This window comes from Pseudomonas sp. H3_C08, assembly GCF_054669455.1.
This window is the reverse complement of record NZ_CP162803.1, coordinates 6,214,882-6,235,046: the sequence shown is the minus strand read 5'-3', so window position 1 is coordinate 6,235,046 and position 20,165 is coordinate 6,214,882. Positions and strand designations below refer to the sequence as shown.

Genomic DNA, 20,165 nt, shown 5'->3' with positions numbered 1-20,165 from the left:
ACCCTCTTATTGTTCTGTCAGGGGACGCACGCGCACGCCCTGTTCGAGCTGCGCCAGTTGCGCCGCGTCGTTGATGCCAAAACCGATCTGGGTCACCGCCATCGCCGCAATCGCGGTGGCCGTGCGCAGGGTTTGCTCGGGCGTATCGGCGCTGAGCAAACCGTGGAGCATGCCGGCCAACAGCGAATCACCAGCACCGACCGTGCTGGCAACGCTGACCTTCGGTGGCGTGGCGTGCAGTGCCGAACCGACGCTGAACCAGTTCACGCCATCAGCACCGTGAGAAATCACCACGTGCTCGATACCTTGCGCATGCAAGCGCGCCGCTGCTTGCGCTTCCGCCGCGTGGGAAACCACGTCGCAACCGAGCGCGTCGGCGAGTTCTTCGGTGTTCGGTTTGATCAGCCATGGACTGGCTTTCAAAGCTTCGCGCAATGCTGCGCCGCTGCTGTCGAGAGCGACTTTCAAACCGAGCTGGTTGAGACGCTCGATCAGTTCACGCAACCACTGCGCCGTCACGCCACGCGGCAAACTGCCAGCTACCACCACCGCATCGTGACCCGGTGCAATCTGCACCAGTCGATCGAGCAACGCTTGCTGCGCGGCGGCATCGACCACCGGTCCAGGGCCGTTGATGTCGGTGATGCGGCCACTCTGTTCAGCTACTTTGATGTTGCTGCGCGTCTCGCCCGGCACGCGGATAAACGCGTCGACAAAACCACGCTTGGCGAACAGGGTTTCGAACGCTTGCAGATTGTCTTCACCGAGAAAGCCGCTGACCGTCAGTTGATGGCCGAGGTCGGCCAGCACCTGCGCGACGTTCACGCCTTTGCCGGCAGCGTGGGTGTGCATCTCGTCGCTGCGATTGACCTGACCCGCCTCCAGGCGTGGCAGTTCGACGGTGAGGTCGAGCGCCGGATTGAGGGTCAGGGTAAGAATCTTGGCCATTACAGGGCCTCCACTAATGCGCGCACTTCGTTCGCGCTGCCCACGGCCAGGGCGTGTTGAGCAAGGGTTTGCGCCTGGGTCAGGCTGAGTTCGCGGATGCGCGCCTTGACTTCGGCAATGCTGCGACCGGAAACGCTGAGTTCATCGACACCGAGGCCGACCAGCACCGGCACCGCCAGCGGATCTGCCGCCAGCTCACCGCAGACGCCGACCCATTTGCCGTGGGCATGGGCCGCGCGCACGGTGATGTCGATCAGTTGCAGCACCGCCGGGTGCAAGCCATCCGCCTGCGCCGACAGGGTCGGGTGACCACGGTCGATGGCCAGTGTGTACTGGGTCAGGTCGTTGGTGCCGACACTGAAAAAGTCGACTTCCTTGGCCAGTACCGGCGCGAGCAGAGCGGCGGACGGCACTTCAATCATGATCCCCAGTTGCAGATCAGCAACCGGGATTTCCAGGCGCAGACGTTCGGTCATATCGCGGGCCTGACGCCACTCTTCGACGCTGCCAACCATAGGGAACATGATCCGCAGCGGACGGTTGTCCGCCGAACGCAGCAGGGCGCGCAATTGCGCTTCCATGATCTGCGGACGTTGCAGGGTCAGGCGAATACCGCGCACACCGAGGAACGGGTTTTCTTCTTTGGCAATCGGCCAATACGGCAGCGGTTTGTCGCCGCCGACATCCAGCGTGCGCACCACCAGCGGACGACCGGCGAGGCCATCGAGGACGCGGCGGTATTCGGCTTCTTGCGTGGCTTCGTCGGGCGCTTGCGGATGGGCCATGAAAATCAGTTCGGTACGCAGCAGGCCAATGCCTTCGGCGCCCTGCTCCACCGCACTGATCACGCCCGCGCTTTCGCCGATGTTGGCGAACACTTCGACCGCGTGACCGTCGGTGGTGTGTGCCGGTTGATGGCGCTGTTCGGCGGCAATCTTCAAGCGTTGCTCACGGGTGTCGCGTTCTTCGGTGGCGCGTTGCAGGGTTGCCGCATCGGCGTCGACGTGCAGGCGACCGCGTTGGCCGTCGAGCAGCAACGGTGTGCCCGGCGCCAGCAACAACACCGCTGCGCCAGCGCCGACCAGCGCTGGAATTCCGAGAGCACGGGCGACGATGGCGCTGTGCGCCGTGGCGCCGCCGCGCGCGGTGAGAATCCCCGCCACGCGCGCCGGATCCAGCCGTGCGACATCGGACGGACCGACCTCGTCCATCACCAGAATGTACGGTTGCTCAGGCTCGCTCGGAGTTTGCACGCCACACAGTTGCGCCAACACGCGACGACCGACGTCACGCAGGTCCGCCGCCCGTTCGGCGAGCAACGCGTCGTGTAGCGATTCCTGTTGTTTGGCCGCCGCTTCGATCACCGCCATCCACGCCGCTTCGGCGCTTTCGCCTTGCTTGAGGCGGGTGTCGACTTCATCGGTGAGTTCCGGATCGTCGAGCATTTCCTGATGGGTGATAAAGATCTCGCGGATGGCTTTGGCTTTGCTGCGTTCGATCAGGCCCTGAATGTCACCGCGCACGTCGCTGAGCGCTTGCTTGAGACGTTCGCGCTCAACGGCGGCAGACTCGCCGCGCAGCGGGTAATCGATGGTTTGCTGAACCTGAATATGCGCAGGCCCGATGGCAATGCCAGGGGCTGCCGGGATCGCCTGCAACTGAGCGCCGGACGCCGGGGCGATCAGCACTTCGGCGATGTCGGCAATGACCTCGCGCTGCTGGCTTACGGCTGGCAGCGGCTCGACTTCTTCGCCAAGGCCTTCTTCGATCGCGGCCAAGAGTGCCGGCAAGGCGTCAGCGGCGATGCTCGGTTCCGCGATCAACTCCAACACCTGACCGCGACGGGCGCCGAGGCTGAGCAGTTTGCTCAAGCTCTTCACCGACACGGCGCTGTCCTGGCCGTCGACGATGCGCACACGAATTTCGCCATCAAAACTCTTCGCCAGTTGCGCAAGGATCTTCGCCGGGCGCGCGTGTAAACCATGGGCGTTGGCCAGGGCAATGCGTGCGCTCGGCCAATCGGCGGGCAATTCACCGCCGAGCACTTCAAGGACTTTACGGCTGCTGGTGGCGCGGCCCAGCTCATGGCCGCGACCTTCAATCAGCAACGCGCAAAGACGTTCAAGCAACGCCTGATGCGCTTCGCCAAGGCTGGCCAGACAGAACAGACCGCTGAGCGGTTGACCGAGGTAGCGCATCGGTTTGTCCGGCGTCACGAACGCCAGCCCCGGACGCTTCACGGTCTGCTCGCTGTGCAGCCACCACAGGCCATCGCCCAGCGGCAGCGCTTCGACTTGTTGCAACACACCGGCAAAACCGTTGCTCACACAATCGGCCTGACGCAACAGACGCGCGCCACGCCAGACCAGTTCTTCGAAATCGTCAGCCGACACGCCGAGGCCAATCATCTGTGCATCCAGCGCCAGCTCTTGCGGTGCGCCTTGCAGCAATTTCAGCAGCGCTTCGGGGGAACTGGCACGACGCAGGGCCTGGCCCAGATCGGTCTCGCCGAGGGCGCGGGTCAGCAGTTGCAGCAGGCGCAGGTGTTCGTCGGATTTGGCGGCGATGCCGATCGCCAGATAAACGATCTGGCCATCGCCCCAATCCACGCCTTCCGGGAACTGCATCAGGCGCACGCCAGTGGCGAACACCTGATCACGGGTTTGCGGCGTTCCGTGGGGAATGGCAATACCTTGACCGAGAAAGGTCGAGCCCTGGGCTTCCCGTGCCTGCAATCCAGCGAGGTAACCGTCAGCAACCAGACCATCGGCCACCAGGTGATTGGCGAGTAGTTGCAGGGCAGCGGGTTTATCCACAGCCGATTGGCCCATGGATATCTGCTCTATAGTGAGCTCGAGCATGCGATCTCCTTTTTGGCGCTTTATGAGTGCCAGGTATTGTTTTGGATGGTTTGCAGCTTAGGCGCTTTACCGCTTTGCTTTTCAGCGGCAGTTTTGGCGGTTTCACGGCAGAACCGGCCAAAGACGTCTAAAACGTAGAAAATACGCTTGCTGAAACGTTTAATCTAGATTGATCGGCACGTTACTCGATAATGTCCCATCCTTGAAGTCCAACTTGTCGGATGCGCTGCGACAATAGTCGCCTGCCCTAATCGGGTAGGATTGGCGAAAATGTCGCGGCAAGCTCGAAAAAACAAGGAAATCCCGGGTTGAAACTCAGTGATATCGCGCGGTTGGCCGGAGTGTCCGTGACCACCGCCAGCTACGTCATCAACGGCAAGGCCGAACAGCAACGCATCAGCACCGCCACCGTCGAGCGGGTGCGGGCGGTGGTCGATCTGCACGGCTTTACGCCAAACCCACAAGCGGCCGGGCTGCGCAGTCGGCACACGCGCACGCTGGGCTTTATTCTGCCGGATCTGGAAAACCCCAGTTACGCGCGGATCGCCAAGCTGCTCGAGCAAGGTGCGCGAGCACGCGGCTATCAGTTGCTGATCGCCAGCTCCGACGATGCGCCAGACAGCGAGCGGCAGTTGCTGCAACTGTTCAAGGCGCGCCGCTGCGATGCGCTGATTGTCGCCAGTTGCCTTCCGGCCGGCGATGACAGTTATCGGCAGTTGCAGGCCAAAGGTCTGCCGATCATCGCCATCGACCGGGTCATGGAACCCGAGCATTTCTGCTCGGTGATCAGTGACGACCGCGAAGCCAGCCTGCACCTGACCCAGAGTCTGCTTGACCCGCAACCGAAGCAGATCGTACTGCTCGGCGCGCGTCCGGAACTGAGCATCAGTCAGGAACGTGCCGCCGGTTTCAAAGAGGCACTGGTCGACTTCAAAGGCGAAGTGCTGGTCGAACACGCCGAATCCTTCAGTCGCGAATGCGGCAAGCAATTGATGGAAGAACTCCTGCAGCGTCTGGGACATTTGCCGGATGCGCTGGTGACAACGTCCTACGTGCTGCTGCAAGGCGTGTTCGATGCGCTGCATGACTTCCCGCTGAAATCGCGGCCGCTGCGCCTCGGCACCTTCGGTGATACGCAGTTGCTGGATTTCCTGCCGCTGCCGGTCAATGCCATGGCCCAGCAGCACCAGTTGATCGCCGACAAGGCGCTGGAACTGGCCCTGGCGGCGGTCGAGCAGTCGGAGTACAAGCCTGGCGTGCAGGCCATCGCGCGGACCTTCAAGCAACGTATTCACCGGGACTGAACCGTGGAGCTGATCGACAGCCACACCCACCTCGACTTCCCCGACTTCGACGCCGACCGCTCGGCGTTGCTCGCCGAAAGCCGCGCGCACGGGGTGCGGCGGATGGTCGTGCTGGGCGTCTATGAGGGCAATTGGCAACGGGTGTGGGATCTGGTGCAGAGCGATGTCGATTTGTACGCGGCATTCGGTCTGCACCCGGTGTATCTCGATCAGCATCGACCCGAAGATTTGTCGACACTCGGTGATTGGCTGACCCGGCTGCATGGTCATCGACAGTTGTGTGCGGTGGGCGAGATCGGTCTGGATTATTTCATCGAAACCCTCGACCGCGAGCGGCAACAGGCGCTGTTCGAGGCGCAACTGCAACTGGCCGCAGACTTTCAGTTGCCGGCGCTGATCCATGTGCGACGCAGCCACGCGGCGGTGATCGCGACGCTCAAGCGCTTCAAGCTCAAACGCGCGGGGATCATCCACGCCTTTGCCGGCAGCCGTGAAGAGGCGCGGGAATACATCAAACTCGGTTTCAAACTGGGCCTCGGCGGCGCACCGACCTGGCCACAAGCGTTGCGCATGCATCGGGTGCTGGCGGAACTGCCACTGGATTCGATTGTGCTGGAAACCGATTCACCGGACATGGCACCTGTCATGTTTCCCGGTCAGCGCAACAGTCCGGCGCACTTGCCGGCGATCTGCGAGGCGCTGGCCGGACTGATGAATATCAGCCCGCAACAACTGGCCACGGCCAGTACCGCCAACAGCTGCGAAGTATTCGGCTGGTAATCAGTCGGCGTGCGCCTTGGCCGCCTCCAGAATCAGCGTCAGGTGTTGCCGCTGGCGCGCGTAACGGACGACCACGAAGTACACAAAGATCGTGATCAGTGACGCGTTCAGTTGCTCAGTGACGCTAAGCAGTCCCACCCATTCCATCACCAGCGCCACCAGCAGCGCGGTGCACACCGTCAACGAAGCACTGAAACGCAGCAGCGCCAGTGAGTCGAGCGACTTGAAGCGCTTGATCTGTTGCGGGCATCGCAGCTCGAGCGCTTTCTGGCAATGCTCGCAGGTAAACGGTTCATTGATCGAGATGGCATTGAGCTGCCAGGGTTTGAGCAGCAGCGTGGTCTGGCAATGAGCGCAACGGCCCAGAACCCCCAAGGTTGCGGCAGACATGAGCGACATCCTCTATGCGAACGATTGGGTATGGATACTGGCTCATTGATGGGGAAATGCCAGAGCCTGGAGGGAAACAGGATTGGGCTTACGGCCGGAAGTGAAGAAGTACTACAAAGGGTTCTGACAAAACCCAAAACCCTGTGGGAGCGAGCCTGCTCGCGAAGGCGGTGTATCAGGTGACAGAGATGTCACTGACAGATTGCATTCGCGAGCAGGCTCCCACAGTTTTTCGTGCGTGCCTCAGACGCGGAACGCGCTGATCAGTTGTTTAAGCTCAACGACCTGGGCTGACAGCGCCCGGCTGGCGTCTTCGGTCTGATGCGCACCTTGCGCCGTGCGCTCGCCGGCGCGGTTGATCTCGACGATGTTCTGATCGATGTCGTGGGCCACCGCCGTTTGCTGTTCAACCGCAGCGGCGATCTGCTGGTTCTGATCGACGATCATGCCGACCGCACCAAGGATGTTTTCCAGCGCCTGCTGGACCTTTTCCGACTGCCCGACCGTGCCATTGGCCATCTGATGGCTGACGCCCATGGCCTTCACGGCCGCGCCGACACCGCCGTGCAGTTTGGCGATCATCTGTTCGATTTCTTCAGTTGATTGCTGAGTGCGTTTGGCCAGCGTGCGCACTTCGTCGGCGACCACGGCAAAACCGCGTCCCTGCTCGCCGGCACGGGCGGCTTCGATCGCGGCGTTGAGCGCCAGCAGGTTGGTTTGTTCGGCAATACTCTTGATCACTTCCAGTACACGACTGATCGCCTGGCTGTCGCTGGCTAACTGGTTGATCACCAACACCGACTGGTCGATTTCGCTGGCCAGCGCAGCAATGCTGCCCTGCTGCGACTCGACCAGGCCACGGCCACTGATGGTCTCGTCATTGACGCTATGGGCGCTGCTCACCGCTGCCGCCGCACTGCGCGCCACCTCCAGTGAAGTCGCCGACATCTGGTTCATCGCCGTTGCCACTTGCTCGATCTGCGTGCGTTGCCCGGCGACCGCCTGATTGCTCTGCGCAGAGACGTTTTCAACCTGCCCGGCCTGGCGCTCGACCTCAGCGACAGTCAGACCTACACGCTCGATCAAGTCGTGAATCTTCCTCACCGTGCCATTGAAGACTTCGCCCAACTCGCCCAGCTCATCGCGGCTATTGGCTTTGAAGTTGACCGTCATGTCGCCGGCCGCGACCTTGTCCATCATCGCCCCGAGGCGTTTCAGTGTGGTGCGGGTCGAGGCGTAGAAACCGCCGTAGAGATAGAAAATCAGCACGAACACCACCGACAGCGCCACCGCCTGCAAGACCATATGTGTGCGGTTCTGCGCCAGACGCTGCTGCAATTGCGTGTCGAGAAATTTCAACGTGGCGTCGTTGAGCTGGTAAGTCCTGTCGATCAGCGCGGTGACCTGATCGTAAAACGCCTGCCACGGCGCATCGAGGGTGTCGGCCATCACCACCTGTTCCTCAAACAATTCGCTGGCCTGTTTCAGCGAGGCCTTGCTGCTGTCGGCCGCCGTGCTGAGGGTGTCCCGCGCGGCTTTGCTCGAGCCGAGAGCGTCCTGCAGTTTCAGCGCGTACTCGGCCTGGAGTTTTTCGATCTGCACCAGCAACTCATCGAAACGCGTACTCGAAGAACTGTTGAGGAAACCCTGGCCCAATGAATACGAGCCCATGGCCCGACCTTCGCCAAGGGTTTGCGTGACGGTCGGGGTGATCAGGGTGACCAGTTCGCTGAGCTGACGGATATCGCTCTGGTTGTCGCGGCTCAGGCCGGCCTGACTGGTGATGATCTGGCTGAAAATCTGCGCACTGGCGAGCACTTTGCTGATCAACGCGCTTTTGCTCTGCAGTGAGTTTTCCGCTTGCTGGGCCTTGAACGCGGCAATCATTTCGTCGCGTTTACCATCGAAGACCTGAATCTGCTCGGGATCGTCGGTCATCGCCGTCAGCCCTTGCAGGCGTGCCATAACCGCTTGTTCGAGCGTAGTGATCTGCGCCTCGATATTCCCGGCCTTGCCGGACTGGCCGAGGGTGACGTTGATCTGTACCAGATTGTTGAGCGTTTCCAGATCCCGACGCAGGGCCAGGCTACTGCCCAGCAGATCAAGGCTTTGCAGCTCGACCCGAGTGCCCTGGAATTCGCGATAGGAATCGCGCACCAGATAAAAATTGGTCACCAGCATCGGCACCAGAAACAGCACGCTGATCAGGCTGAACTTCATGCCGAAGCTCAGACGGTTCATCAGCGAGACGGCGGGATAGAGCAAGCTCTTCACTGGAAGTCTCCCTTGGTTTTTCTTGTTTTTATTGGCAGGCGCGGGGCGACAGCAGATAGCCACTATCGAGCGCCATCTCTGTATAGCTCAAATCGGAGGGAGGTTTTGTAACTTAAGGTTAACGAAAAAACCTCGCAGCCTGCGGCAGCTCCTTCAGAAAATACACAATCCCTGTGTAGGAGCGGCCGCAGGCTGCGATCTTCGGATCTTTGTTTAAATCAATGAAATCAGTGGATCAAGACGGTCCACAAGGCAAACCCGGCGTACCACAGCACCGCCGCGCGCAAGAGCAATTCCCACAGGCAATCGAGGGTATTGATGCCGTCCGGCCCGACCACCGGAGGTGGAATCTCCCCCGCCGCCAGACCGACCCGGTTGATCAATTGTGCAGCGCTGATGTTCCAGTTCAGCAGTTCATGCAGCATCACCCGACTGACCGCGACAAAATTGCCGACCAGCGCCAGACTCGCCGCCAGCAAGCGTACCGGCAGCCAGTCAAAGGCGTGCCGCAGTTGCGCCGCGCGCTCGACCAGCGCCGGGTTCTGGCCGTGCTCCTGCGCCAGCGCCAACAGGCGATACGCCAAAGCCGCCACCGGGCCGAGCACGAAATACCAGAATATCACCGCAAAAAAGCTCTGATAGGCCTGCCACAGCAGATGCCCCTGCACGCTTTCAAGCAACTGCTCGCCGCTGTCGGCGCAAATATCCAGATCACGCTTGGCCACATGCGCTGCGGCTTGCAAATCCTCACGTCGCCAGGCATCACGGAACGGCCCGAGACCGCCGAGCAAATCGCCGCGCCCCAGGCTGTAAATCACCACCAGCAAATGCACCGGCAACGCCAGCAAGCCGTAGGCCACAGGCTCCAGTACCAATAGCAACAACGCCAGCAGCGCCACCGGAAACAGCACCAGAATCGTCAGCACCAGCCAGGGTTGTCTGGCCAGGCGCGTGCTGGTTTCGAGTTTGTTCAGTTCGCGGATCCATCCGCCATCGCGTTGAACCCGATGACGCAGGGCCGAAAACTTCTCGATCCACAACGCCAGCAGTAACACCAGAAAACTCATTGTCCTTCCTCTTGTGCCAGGGCCGCGCGGTAACGCGCCCAGTCGAATGCCGGGCCAGGATCGGTCTTACGCCCGGGTGCTATGTCGCTGTGCCCACAAATGCGGGCGCCGGTGATGGCCGGAAATGCGCTTTGCAACTGGCGGGTCAACGCCGTCAACACCTGATACTGCGCGTCGGTGAACGGCAGATCATCGGTGCCTTCGAGCTCGATGCCCACGGAAAAATCGTTACAGGTTTCTCGTCCATCGAAGACCGAGACGCCGGCATGCCACGCTCGCTCAAGACAGGAGACAAACTGGGTGACCTTGCCGTCACGTTCAATCAGAAAGTGCGCCGAGACGCGCAGGTCAGCAATCCCTGCAAAATAGGGATGTTCGGTGACATCCAGACGATTCTGGAAAAATTCCTGCACCTTGCCCGTGGCGAACTGCGCCGGCGGCAGGCTGATGTTGTGGATGACCAACAGGGAAATTTCGCCCGCTGGGCGCTCATTGAAGTTGGGCGATGGGCAGACCTGCACCCCGTGACACCACCCGCTAGCGGGATCCAACTGCATACCGATTCCTTCAACGCCGACTGTGTTGGCGCCCAGTATGCCGTGATCGGCCCCCGACGCGCGATCACTTGCCGCGATTGAGTCGTCGCAGATTGCCCAGCACCGACTCCAGCGCGCGATCGAACAACAAGGTGTCGTCCAGCGCACGCACCGCTCCGCGCTCGAATTCCAAGGCCAGTGCAATGCGGCTGCGCTCCAGCACCTTCATCCCGGTGCGATCGACAAATACATACTTGCCGGTGACTTCGATGATGGCCGCGAGTTTGCAGCGCAGACTGTTTTCATCGTCTTCCTGAAACGCCACCCAACTGCCAAGACGCAGTTGCTCGACCTGGCGCAGACCGGCGGCGTCGTGAGGCAAACGTACCGAGGTCAACGCCGCGCTGCCTTCATCAGCGGTTTGCAGGATGATCTGTTGCGACACCTCCACCATGGGCAAAGCCTGCTCGGCCTGCTCGGAGCGCTCCAGCACCCGCACATGCAGGGCTTCCAGCTCACTGAAAAACTCGCTGGTGGCGAATGGATCGAACGCTGAACTGCTCAGACCATCACGCAGTGCCTTGAGCAAGCCCGGCACCAGCGCCAGCAAGCGCAGGCTGGATTCAGCGTCGTCATGGCGCTGCACACTCCAGATCAACTGCTCCATGGTCTGCACATCGGCCTGCCATTCAGCGGACTGATCGCCATGCTTGAGACAGGTCAGCAGCAATACTTTGCTCCAGGCGTCCTGGACGAAGGTGACCACGGTCGGCGGCAGGGTCTTGCCCAGCAGCGCTTGATTCAACGCGCGCTCGACCCGACGCCGCGCCAGTTCGGTTTTTGCCCGCCCCTCTTCAGCATCACGCAGGCGCTGTTCAAGCAGTTCGCTGCGGCGGCGTTCATCGCTGGTGAAGGCGAGAAAGTCAGCCAGCAACTCGGAGAAAATCGCCGGGTCGTCGACGAAATCGTTGAGCAGGCGCTGCACCACTTGTTCGATACGCAGGTACAAGCTGTCGCGTGCCTCACCGTCGCAATCGCCCCAGCCCATGGCCGCCTCGGCAATTTCGTTGAGCAGGCGCCGCGCCGGGTGGGTGCTGCGGCTGAAGAAACTCTTGTCGAGTACCGCGACCTTGAGCATCGGGATCTGCAACCGGGCGATCAGGGCCTTGAGCGAATCCGGCACATTGCGGTCTTCAAGAATGCAGTCAAAGACCATCGCGATCAGGTTGATCACGTCTTCGTCCGCATCGCCGACGATCCGCGATTTGCCGCTTCTGACGCTGACCCGGGTCAACAGTTGTTCGAGCTGATTGCGCAGATCAAAGTCATCCTGCGCCGCCAGCGCCGGCACGTATTGTTGCAAATGCGAGAGCAGGCGCAGCAGGTCGCGGGTGGAAATCGGTTGCGCCGCGACGCTGGGTTCCAGCGTCGGCGCGACACTGCCGCGCACCTGCGCGAGCAACTGCTGCAACGCGGCGAAAACCTCCTGCACGCCTTCGTCGACGGGCAGCGTGTCGTCGCGTTCCTCGCTGTGCACATTGGCGATCGCACGATCAATTGCGCGACGTGCAGGGGCCGCTTTCAACTCGGGCAACACACCGGTGGCGAGCAACAATTGATTGGCTTCGGCGTAAAGCTGCTCGGTGTCGGCCAATACATAGCGCTCGAACAGTTTGAGCAGGATCAGCTTGACCTTGATTTCCACGCCCAGATTACGCCCGGCCTGGAGGAAAAACTCGCAGAGCCGCGCCGGGCCGAGCGGGTTGTGCTGATCGTCGAGGGTGTTGCCGAGCAGCGCGTTAAGGCGCGCGGTCAGTTGATCGAGGGCGAAGCCGTCACGCTTGAGCACGCGACCGACCATGGTCTCGACCGCCACGCTGCGCTCCATGTCGTCGCTGCGCGGTGCCAGCTCGTCGTAGATCAGGGCGTGCGGCAGCGTGTTGTGCGTGGGATCGTATTGCGTCAGGCCGACGAAGGCTTCGAAAAATTGCTCAAGGAAGCCACGCTCGATGTTTTTGCGCTTGAGGCGCAAGTCGCGCATGGCTTCGAAAAAGATATTCTGCTCGACATCGTTGCGCGCCCGGTCGGCCATTTCAAACAGCGTGTCGTCAGCGTTATCGAACAGCTCCTGCAAGCCGTGGCGCAGTTGCTGGGCAGCCTTGTCGCGAACCTGAAGCAGAATCACAGGCAGGCGGGCGAGCGGCGAGTGATTCGCCTGATCGGTAGCGCCCTTGTGCAAAGGCACCACTTTCCCGTCGTTGTGCATCCAAGCCTCCTGAAACGGTGATTCGTTCGGTCACTTGCAACATAAGCCTCCTGTGGGAGCGAGCTTGCTCGCGAAGGCGATCTGTCAGTGACATGGTTGGTGACTGACACTGCGCTTTCGCGAGCAAGCTCGATCCCACAGGTCTCAACAACTTCGGCCGCATTGCACGTCAAAGCTATGACGTCAAATGCAAGGCGGATTATCTTTCATAACTTGCCCACGGCGCCATAGTCGTCAGGGTTTCCCCTATGCCCTCTCAATGACCCTGTCCGGGCGCGTTTTACTCAAAGAAAATCGACCGGATGCAGGCAAGCACGCGCGTTCTCGCCTTGGGTTGGCTCGCGCCATGCCCCTATAATCGAACCACTTTGTTTGTGGAGCCCGTTATGCCGAATCTACGTCTCGCCGATTTGACCGCCGAAATCGAAGCCAACGTGCGCCGTGCGTTGCTCGAAGACATCGGCAGCGGCGACATCACCGCGCAACTGATCCCGGCCGAACGTCTGGCCAAAGCCACCATCATCACGCGCGATGCCGCCGTCATCTGCGGCACGGCGTGGGTCGATGCCGTGTTTCGTCAGCTCGATCCACGGGTCGCGGTGCACTGGCAAGTGGTCGATGGCGAGCGGGTGAACCCCAATCAGCCGCTGTTTCATCTGGAAGGGCCGGCCCGTTCGCTGCTGACCGGGGAACGCAGTGCGCTGAACTTCTTGCAACTGCTGTCGGGTGTGGCGACTCGCGCGCAGTACCTGGCCGATTTCGTCGGTACTACCCAGGTCAAACTGCTCGACACCCGCAAAACCCTGCCAGGCCTGCGTCTGGCGCAGAAATACGCGGTGACCTGCGGTGGCTGCCACAACCATCGCATCGGTCTGTACGACGCGTTCCTGATCAAGGAAAACCACATCGCCGCCAGCGGTGGCATTCCACAAGCCATTGCCGCCGCGCACAAGATCGCGCCGGGCAAACCGGTGGAAGTCGAAGTGGAAAGTCTGGGGGAGCTGAAGGAGGCACTGGCCGCCGGCGCCGACATCATCATGCTCGACGAGCTGAGCCTGGATGACATGCGCGAAGCCGTGCGCCTGAACGGCGGCAAGGCGAAGCTGGAAGCCAGCGGTGGCATCAACGAAAGCACGTTGCTGCCGATTGCCGAGACCGGCGTGGATTACATCTCGATCGGTGCGATGACCAAGGATGTGAAAGCGGTGGATCTGTCGATGCGCTTGAGCCTCTGAAGGTTTCACGCAATAAAAAACGCCAGCCCGGTTGAGGCTGGCGTTTTTGTTTCAGACCACCAGATTATTCATCTCGCAGTATTCTTCCCACTCGACACCCAGCACTTCCGCCGCCTCTTTGTGCAGCACAAGGCGCTGCGCCTCGAACTCTTCCGGCGTGCTCGTGTACTTGAGCGTCAGTTCCCACGGCTGCAAGCCCTGGGCTTCGGCTTCATCTTCGAAGGCCCACTGAATCTGATCTTTCTGATCATCGGGACTGAGATCCTTGATCTCTTCCAACAGCTGCGGGGCGTCGAGTTTGTACTTTTCCAGCGCCTGTACGTGACGTTGCTCTTGAGTTAATTCGGTCATGGCGTTCTCGCTGATCTTAGGAATGGAGGATGGATCTGGATCATCAAGGATCTCTCTGACGCGGATTGACCGGCCTTCGGAACCATTCGGGATCATCTGAAAACTGCTAAGCGATGCTCATGCAGGCACCGAATATAGGACGTTTGCATGACGAATTACACGGGTCTTTACATCTCTCCCACAAAAAGCTGACCTGCGGAACATAAATCCACATGGGGATAAGTGAGAGTGATCAAGAAGGTGGTGCCCGAGACAGGAATCGAACCTGCGACCTTCTACGAGCTAGTTTGGCCTATTCGGCTCTACAAGCTAGTACAAAAATGGCAAAACGCCAAGGTGTTCGCGGCGCAGTAACCTCAAGGGATAGTTGAGCCCTGCGCCTCCTCCAATAGCACCGATCCAATATAGCAATCCACAAAGCCAACCTATCAAAACAACCTATCAAAACAACCCATAAAACCAACCCATAAAACCAACGCACCACAGCAACTCATAAAACCAACTTACCTCAGCAACCCATAAAACCAACCTATCAAAACAACCCATAAAACCAACCCACCACAGCAACTCATAAAACCAACTTACTTCAGCAACTCATAAAATCAACTCATAAAATCAACCCATAAAACCAACCCATAAAACCAACCCATAAAACCAACCCGAAATAAGTTTGACAATCAAACCTCACATATCACAACATATATGCAACTAGTCGATAGACATTGCACATGTACAGCACAATAAAGATCAAAAACCCATCACCAACCCAAACCTCAGTCGAAAGTACTGAAATAGAGTCTCTGCACAGCACACTCATTGAAATGACTGCACTCTATATCCCATGCATAATTACACCTAGTGGTGAGCCATGGGAGGATGGTATTAACTTCATAACTGATCTTACCAAACCTGAGTACCGTGCCATCACTAATTACGAGACATTAAAAGGGATTGCTGATGATCTCGTCACGTTTATGAATGTAATGCACACCAACAACATGAGCTACAAAACGGATCACAGACTAAAGCCATTACGACCAACTTACTTTTTTAGCCAATACATTGCAGATAGTAAATATGCCACTAGCACCGGAAATAGAAAGATAAATCGCGTCGTAACATTTTATCGCTGGCTGATGTCTTCCCGCAATGTGACTTTCAAATACACATTATGGATAGAAAAGAAAACAGTTGTTAGGTACGAACAAAAAATAGGCCTAGCCAGATACAAAGAAATCATCAGCACTGACCTTAATATCAAATCGAAAGGTGAACCAGCATCAGCAAATAGTGTTATTGATGATGGGAAATTGTTTCCACTGGACGATGATGACCAGTTCAAACTTCTCCAATCACTAAAGAAACTCAACAATTACGTAATGATTTTAATATTCGTTACCTCACTTATTACAGGGGCGCGGATTCAGTCGGTATGCACTCTTAGAAAAAAGCACTTTGAAAAGAAAAACATATCCGATGACGAAATTATAAACGTGAGATCCGGGCCCGGGACTGGCATTGACACCAAATACTCAAAGGTTGGTGTGCTTGAGTTTCCCGGCTGGCTTTACAATATGATCAAGACATACATATCAAGTGCAGATTACGCGAACCGCGTTACTAAACTGGCATCGCAGTATAGCGCTGCTGATAATTACGTTTTCATAAGCACCCACGGAAACCCATTTTACGCAGCAAATGACGACACTCATTATCAAAACTCTCAATGGTCTCCAAAGGGCAATTCAATAAGAACCTTTATCCACTGCCAACTCACACCCATCCTTAAGCTAAATGGATTCAATAGAAGCTTTCACTTTCACGACATCCGTGCAACTACGGGACTTAACCTACTGCTTGACAATCTCGCATTAGTAGAACTAGGGATTATAAGCATGGATAATCTACTCAAAATGGCCCAAGAAAAATTGGGGCACTCAAAGCTAGATACAACCCTTCAGTATTTGTCATTGGCAAAAAAAACGTCTGATAAAAAACTGATCCAAACGGCTTGGGAGAACAAGATGCTTCCAAACCGAAACACACTCATTCACGACACCTTAAATACGCATGAACCAAAACTCAAACATATATGAAATCAAGCTTGAGGACGCGTCTGTAACTGATTTCGAAGCCATTGCGACCGCGAATTCGCCAGAGCTTTACAAAATTCTATCCCCCAAGGGTAAAACCGCAATTCAAATAGGTGCGATAGCATACCTGGTAAGAATGCGCACAGATTGGATTTACTCGGTTGAAAAACACAGCTTCAGGCCTTCACGCCGAAATGTCATCTCGAAGATAGTTATTGGATCTCTGCAAAGCATCGCCCAAAAAAACCTATCTGAAGTCACTGTTAGAAACCAAATAAAAAACGGAATTGCATTCGTAGATTGGGCAGACTTCAACGGATACAAAGACATCTTTGAAGATATACAAAATGCAAGACACGCGTTTCACAATTATATCCTTGAGCTTCGAGACGAGCTTCTCTACGCTGGACTTAACTCTCAGACAGCATTGCATAAACAAGGAGGAGCGCTCGCCATTTTAACATGGTGGTATGAACATAAAATATCAAAAGTAAAATCCGGAATTAGCCCAATAAGGTTCAACAATGATACTAATCATACAGAAATCCCGGACGAAGACGAAGTAAATCAAGCGCTACATCTCGCGGATAACCTTTTTCATAACATCACTGACTTTTTACTCGATAAACTTCCTTTTCCTTACCTTCTCCACCTCCCCCACGAAAGCGCTTGGGCGCTGCCCTGTACTTGCTGGATTATGCCGAAATGGAAATTGGCTAAGCGAGAGGAGATGGTCAATGGGAACTGGATGTGGGATTACGCTAATGGACAGCTAAATTCACTTGACTATATAGCGAAGAAGTTTGACTACCCTCCTAGCGGCGCGAGATCTAATCGTAAACGAAGCGAATTAGCTTTGGAGCGCGCCAACTTAGACCCTCGTCATCCGGCCAGACTAAGGATAGCGTACTGGGCAGTAAATTCATTTCAATTAAAAATGTTTGCCATTACAGGAATTAACCCCGCAGATCTAGTCAAACAAGTATGGGAACCAAAGATGGAAGACAACCCCGTCATAACGCGTCAACATTTCCGAAGCTTTAAAACTAGAGCCGGACACTTAGTAGACTTTGAGATCCACATTAAATTCCTAAAAGAGTTCCAAAAATACTGCCGCCTGAGGAATTTTCTTGCTGATGGCAGAGACACTAATTTACTTTTTTTTCGTGATACCGGATCAAAGCTTATACCTATCGACCCGAACTTCTTATATACATATTTCGACCTAGCAAAAAAACAATTTGATCCGCACCTAAAACCCGTCAACGCCCGTCAGTGGCGAGTATTCAAAGCCGACTGGGTAGCTAATCACTTTGGAGTTACCGCAGCTGCGGAGCAACTACAAAACAGGGTGGAAACAGTTGAAAAAAGTTATACCAACGGAAGCGAATTTCAGCAAAACTTGGAATTTTCTAATTTCTTTGATGAATTAGAATCACACATTCAAAATTATGAAACTACCGGAACCCTTAAAATTCCCGGAGGGAATTGTAATGGCACTCCAGGCGCACACTCAAAATTTAATCATCTTTCCCGAATCGAACCTGACTGTAAAAATATGGTCGGGTGCCTGTTTTGCAAAAACTTCGCTGTAAACCCAGATAGCGAGGGAGTAAGAAAACTACTCAGCATGCAATACTTTATAAATGAGCTTGAACAAGCAACATCTTCCGATGCACATTTCGATAATCTTTTCGGGGAATCAAAAAGCGCATTGAAACACCTAATAAAAACCATTGAACTTATTTCAGAAGATAAAAAAAACCTAGTCAATCAAATACAGGGAGAAGTTTTTGATGGACAACTCACAAATTACTGGTCAGCAAAATTGTCATTATTTATTGATTTAGGATTTATTCAATGAGTGCGCTTCCATCCATCCTTTCGAACACATCTCTCCTTTCAGCCCCTGATACCTATGATTGGCGCAATCGAAAGAATATGACACCCGAAGTACCAAAAAACTTCGTTATTAGCCGAGACGAGCAAGGAGAACCGCTTTCTTTAGCGCAAGATATGACATGGAAGCTGGGTCCATATGATCATCGAACCCGTTCATATAAGAATATAAATTTCGTGTCTAGGAACTACTCAAGCGACTTGCTACTTATCAAGCAAGTACAGTGGTTAATGTTCCTAATAATGTATACACGCGAACGAGGTCAGCTTGGGTCAGGCATCTCTGTGGGAACACTCCAAGCATATCATCGTCTTTTAGGCAAAATGTCTGTTTTTTGTGAATCAAAAGAAGTTGATTTATTTTATATTTTTAAGACCAGCCACTCCTTCAAAGAGTTTACCGAAACTATTACTGCGAGTGAAGACATAGCCAGGGCGTACACGTTAGCCTACCATTTAAGTACATTAGATACCGGGCTTCTTGGCTTTGAAACCGACTTATCTAATATTGCATACAATAACATTCGGGACAGAAAATATGACGACAACCAGACTGCTATTATCCCTCCTCGAATTTACCTAAGTGGCTTAGCTTGCCTCAGAGGGCGAATTGATGAGTTTGTAAATCATGGAGCAATGATACGCCCCTTCTTGACAGAATTGGAAAGTTACTATACCTCTAATTCACATACTGGTAAAAATAGCACTTTGTCGTCTCAAGTAGTAATCGACAAAGCAGCGCACTACGGGTTGAGCAATCTGTTCAGCAGACATAACGTATCCTGCACCGTTAGTCTAGGCAGATACTTAAGGAGCATCCAGTTTGCCTCAAAGTGTACGATACATGCATTTTCTGGAATGAGGGATGACGAAGCGTATAGCCTTCGATACAACTGCCTCACAACAAAAAAAATTAAAAACCGGAATGTACTTCGCTTACTTGGCATCACCACCAAACTTTCAAAATCCAGAAAATCAACCTACTGGATAACAAGCCCCAAGATAAACAACGCCCTAAGCGCCGCAAGATTAATATGTGATGTAATCGCTCAGAGCTACGGCGTCCCCTCCGACACAATGCTTTTGTTTCCAAATTTGAGCAATTTGAGCTTTCATATGTCTAAAAAGAGATTTAGCGGCGATCTCGACACACCTGCAAACTTAGTTCATTGGCACATGAACTATATTTTCGACCATGCCGACATGGTAATCACTGCTGAGGATTACGATAATCTAACAAAAGTTGACTTTCAAAAAAAATGGATTGCTGATGAAAGATTCCAAATAAATAAGCATTGGCATTTTACCACCCACCAATTCAGACGCTCGCTTGCTTTCTACGGAATACAAAGCAACTTGATAACTTATACTTCATTGAAGCGTCAGCTCCAACATCTATCTAGGGCGATGACATTATTTTACGCACGAGGACGAAATAAATATTCCAATTTGTTCGGCTATGAAATTAATCATTTCAAGAACGAATATCGCTCCATGAATAATATAGTGTCAGCGTTGAACTATTCTTCGGAGGTACTCAATTCTAAAGTCCAACTTCATGGGGGGCATGGAGCTTGGATTGAATCAAATAAAAAGTCAGAGTCCACTGTAAATATCATTATGACCGATGCAGAGACTACGAGAATTGCGATTCATGATGGCAAGATTGCTTACAAATCTACCGTCCTCGGCGGCTGCACTAATATAGACGATTGCGACCGGATAATGAGGGCACCTTTAACTTCTTGCCTACGCTGCCCAGGCGCCGTACTAACTGAAATAAAGATGCAAAAAACCATAAAATCACAAAGGACATTCTTAAATTCGCTCGGTATTGGAACCTCAGAATACCTGACCGAACTGGAAGATCTTTTAGAGTTAGAAACTTACTACCGGAATAAATTTGGAGAAATCAAAGATGCGTAACATCCTATGCTGCTTTGAAGCCTTGGAACGTCTTAAGTCCAAGCAATGCATCAACATACCCAACAATAGTAAAATAAACCTTGACACGGTAGCGACGGAAGCGGGGCTATATCGAGGATTTATTCGAAGATCCAATGGGAGATTTAAGTTATTAATCGACGCCATAGAGCAAGCTGCGAACTCAACAAAAGACTCAACCACTACGTATACGTCGGAAAAAGTCAGAAAACTAAAG

Annotated in this window: 14 protein-coding genes; 6 read left to right on the top strand and 8 right to left on the bottom strand. The window is 55.0% G+C overall.

The features are described from left to right. Positions 1-6: 6 nt before the first annotated feature. Together pfkB and ptsP are read right to left on the bottom strand one after the other, a co-directional pair. Complete coding sequence (pfkB, locus tag AB4N74_RS28255) at positions 7-948, bottom strand: 1-phosphofructokinase (RefSeq protein ID WP_093435812.1); 942 nt, start codon at positions 946-948, stop codon at positions 7-9. Next, a complete protein-coding gene (ptsP, locus tag AB4N74_RS28250) occupies positions 948-3,809 on the bottom strand; it encodes a phosphoenolpyruvate--protein phosphotransferase (RefSeq protein ID WP_116256438.1) in 2,862 nt (953 codons plus the stop codon). Before ptsP ends, pfkB begins: the two co-directional genes overlap by 1 nt. Positions 3,810-4,117: 308 nt before the next feature. Between ptsP and cra the strand changes: the two genes are divergently transcribed. Continuing rightward, positions 4,118-5,113, top strand: a complete 996-nt coding sequence (cra, locus tag AB4N74_RS28245; RefSeq protein ID WP_093435805.1) for a catabolite repressor/activator — start codon at positions 4,118-4,120, stop codon at positions 5,111-5,113. 3 nt (positions 5,114-5,116) lie between these two features. Next, positions 5,117-5,893, top strand: coding sequence for a TatD family hydrolase (locus AB4N74_RS28240; RefSeq protein WP_460097898.1), 777 nt, complete (start codon positions 5,117-5,119; stop codon positions 5,891-5,893). On the opposite strand, the gene AB4N74_RS28235 is transcribed toward AB4N74_RS28240, so the two are convergent. From AB4N74_RS28235 to AB4N74_RS28215, 5 genes are all read right to left on the bottom strand, one after another. Next, positions 5,894-6,283, bottom strand: coding sequence for a hypothetical protein (locus AB4N74_RS28235; RefSeq protein ID WP_093435799.1), 390 nt, complete (start codon positions 6,281-6,283; stop codon positions 5,894-5,896). Positions 6,284-6,526: 243 nt separating this feature from the next. Beyond that, positions 6,527-8,557, bottom strand: coding sequence for a methyl-accepting chemotaxis protein (locus tag AB4N74_RS28230; RefSeq protein WP_460097897.1), 2,031 nt, complete (start codon positions 8,555-8,557; stop codon positions 6,527-6,529). A 227-nt stretch (positions 8,558-8,784) separates the two neighbouring features. Then, on the bottom strand, positions 8,785-9,624 hold the full coding sequence (gene ampE, locus AB4N74_RS28225) for a regulatory signaling modulator protein AmpE (protein WP_093435791.1): 840 nt from the start codon (positions 9,622-9,624) through the stop codon (positions 8,785-8,787). After that, positions 9,621-10,181, bottom strand: coding sequence for a 1,6-anhydro-N-acetylmuramyl-L-alanine amidase AmpD (ampD, locus tag AB4N74_RS28220; protein ID WP_093435788.1), 561 nt, complete (start codon positions 10,179-10,181; stop codon positions 9,621-9,623). Before ampD ends, ampE begins: the two co-directional genes overlap by 4 nt. A gap of 64 nt (positions 10,182-10,245) precedes the next feature. After that, positions 10,246-12,426, bottom strand: coding sequence for a DUF1631 domain-containing protein (locus AB4N74_RS28215; protein ID WP_460097896.1), 2,181 nt, complete (start codon positions 12,424-12,426; stop codon positions 10,246-10,248). 386 nt (positions 12,427-12,812) lie between these two features. On the opposite strand from AB4N74_RS28215, the gene nadC reads away from it, so the two are divergent. Continuing rightward, entirely contained in the window at positions 12,813-13,661 is an 849-nt protein-coding gene (nadC, locus tag AB4N74_RS28210) for a carboxylating nicotinate-nucleotide diphosphorylase (RefSeq protein ID WP_460097895.1), read from the top strand. Between the two features lie 51 nt (positions 13,662-13,712). Here the strand turns inward: nadC and AB4N74_RS28205 are convergent, their stop codons facing one another. Further along, on the bottom strand, positions 13,713-14,012 hold the full coding sequence (locus tag AB4N74_RS28205) for a DUF6388 family protein (RefSeq protein WP_093435776.1): 300 nt from the start codon (positions 14,010-14,012) through the stop codon (positions 13,713-13,715). A gap of 728 nt (positions 14,013-14,740) precedes the next feature. Here AB4N74_RS28205 and AB4N74_RS28200 point away from each other — a divergent pair. The 3 genes from AB4N74_RS28200 to AB4N74_RS28190 are packed head-to-tail and all read left to right on the top strand — an operon-like array spanning position 14,741 to position 19,930. Then, positions 14,741-16,108: a hypothetical protein gene (locus AB4N74_RS28200; RefSeq protein WP_460097894.1), complete on the top strand. Its 1,368-nt coding sequence runs from the start codon at positions 14,741-14,743 to the stop codon at positions 16,106-16,108. Then, positions 16,083-17,969 (top strand): hypothetical protein, encoded by a 1,887-nt coding sequence (locus tag AB4N74_RS28195; RefSeq protein WP_460097893.1) that lies wholly within the window; start codon positions 16,083-16,085, stop codon positions 17,967-17,969. The genes AB4N74_RS28200 and AB4N74_RS28195 overlap by 26 nt, the downstream gene beginning before the upstream one ends. Next, complete coding sequence (locus AB4N74_RS28190; protein ID WP_460097892.1) at positions 17,966-19,930, top strand: hypothetical protein; 1,965 nt, start codon at positions 17,966-17,968, stop codon at positions 19,928-19,930. The genes AB4N74_RS28195 and AB4N74_RS28190 overlap by 4 nt, the downstream gene beginning before the upstream one ends. Positions 19,931-20,165: the final 235 nt, after the last annotated feature.

Excerpts from the sequence above, each read along its gene's own strand:
- pfkB (WP_093435812.1), bottom strand. The coding sequence starts at position 948 with ATGGCCAAGATTCTTACCCTGACCCTCAATCCGGCGCTCGACCTCACC.
- ptsP (WP_116256438.1), bottom strand. The coding sequence starts at position 3,809 with ATGCTCGAGCTCACTATAGAGCAGATATCCATGGGCCAATCGGCTGTG.
- AB4N74_RS28235 (WP_093435799.1), bottom strand. The coding sequence starts at position 6,283 with ATGTCTGCCGCAACCTTGGGGGTTCTGGGCCGTTGCGCTCATTGCCAG.
- ampE (WP_093435791.1), bottom strand. The coding sequence starts at position 9,624 with ATGAGTTTTCTGGTGTTACTGCTGGCGTTGTGGATCGAGAAGTTTTCG.
- ampD (WP_093435788.1), bottom strand. The coding sequence starts at position 10,181 with ATGCAGTTGGATCCCGCTAGCGGGTGGTGTCACGGGGTGCAGGTCTGC.
- AB4N74_RS28215 (WP_460097896.1), bottom strand. The coding sequence starts at position 12,426 with ATGCACAACGACGGGAAAGTGGTGCCTTTGCACAAGGGCGCTACCGAT.
- nadC (WP_460097895.1), top strand. The coding sequence starts at position 12,813 with ATGCCGAATCTACGTCTCGCCGATTTGACCGCCGAAATCGAAGCCAAC.
- AB4N74_RS28205 (WP_093435776.1), bottom strand. The coding sequence starts at position 14,012 with ATGACCGAATTAACTCAAGAGCAACGTCACGTACAGGCGCTGGAAAAG.
- AB4N74_RS28200 (WP_460097894.1), top strand. The coding sequence starts at position 14,741 with ATGTACAGCACAATAAAGATCAAAAACCCATCACCAACCCAAACCTCA.
- AB4N74_RS28195 (WP_460097893.1), top strand. The coding sequence starts at position 16,083 with ATGAACCAAAACTCAAACATATATGAAATCAAGCTTGAGGACGCGTCT.
- AB4N74_RS28190 (WP_460097892.1), top strand. The coding sequence starts at position 17,966 with ATGAGTGCGCTTCCATCCATCCTTTCGAACACATCTCTCCTTTCAGCC.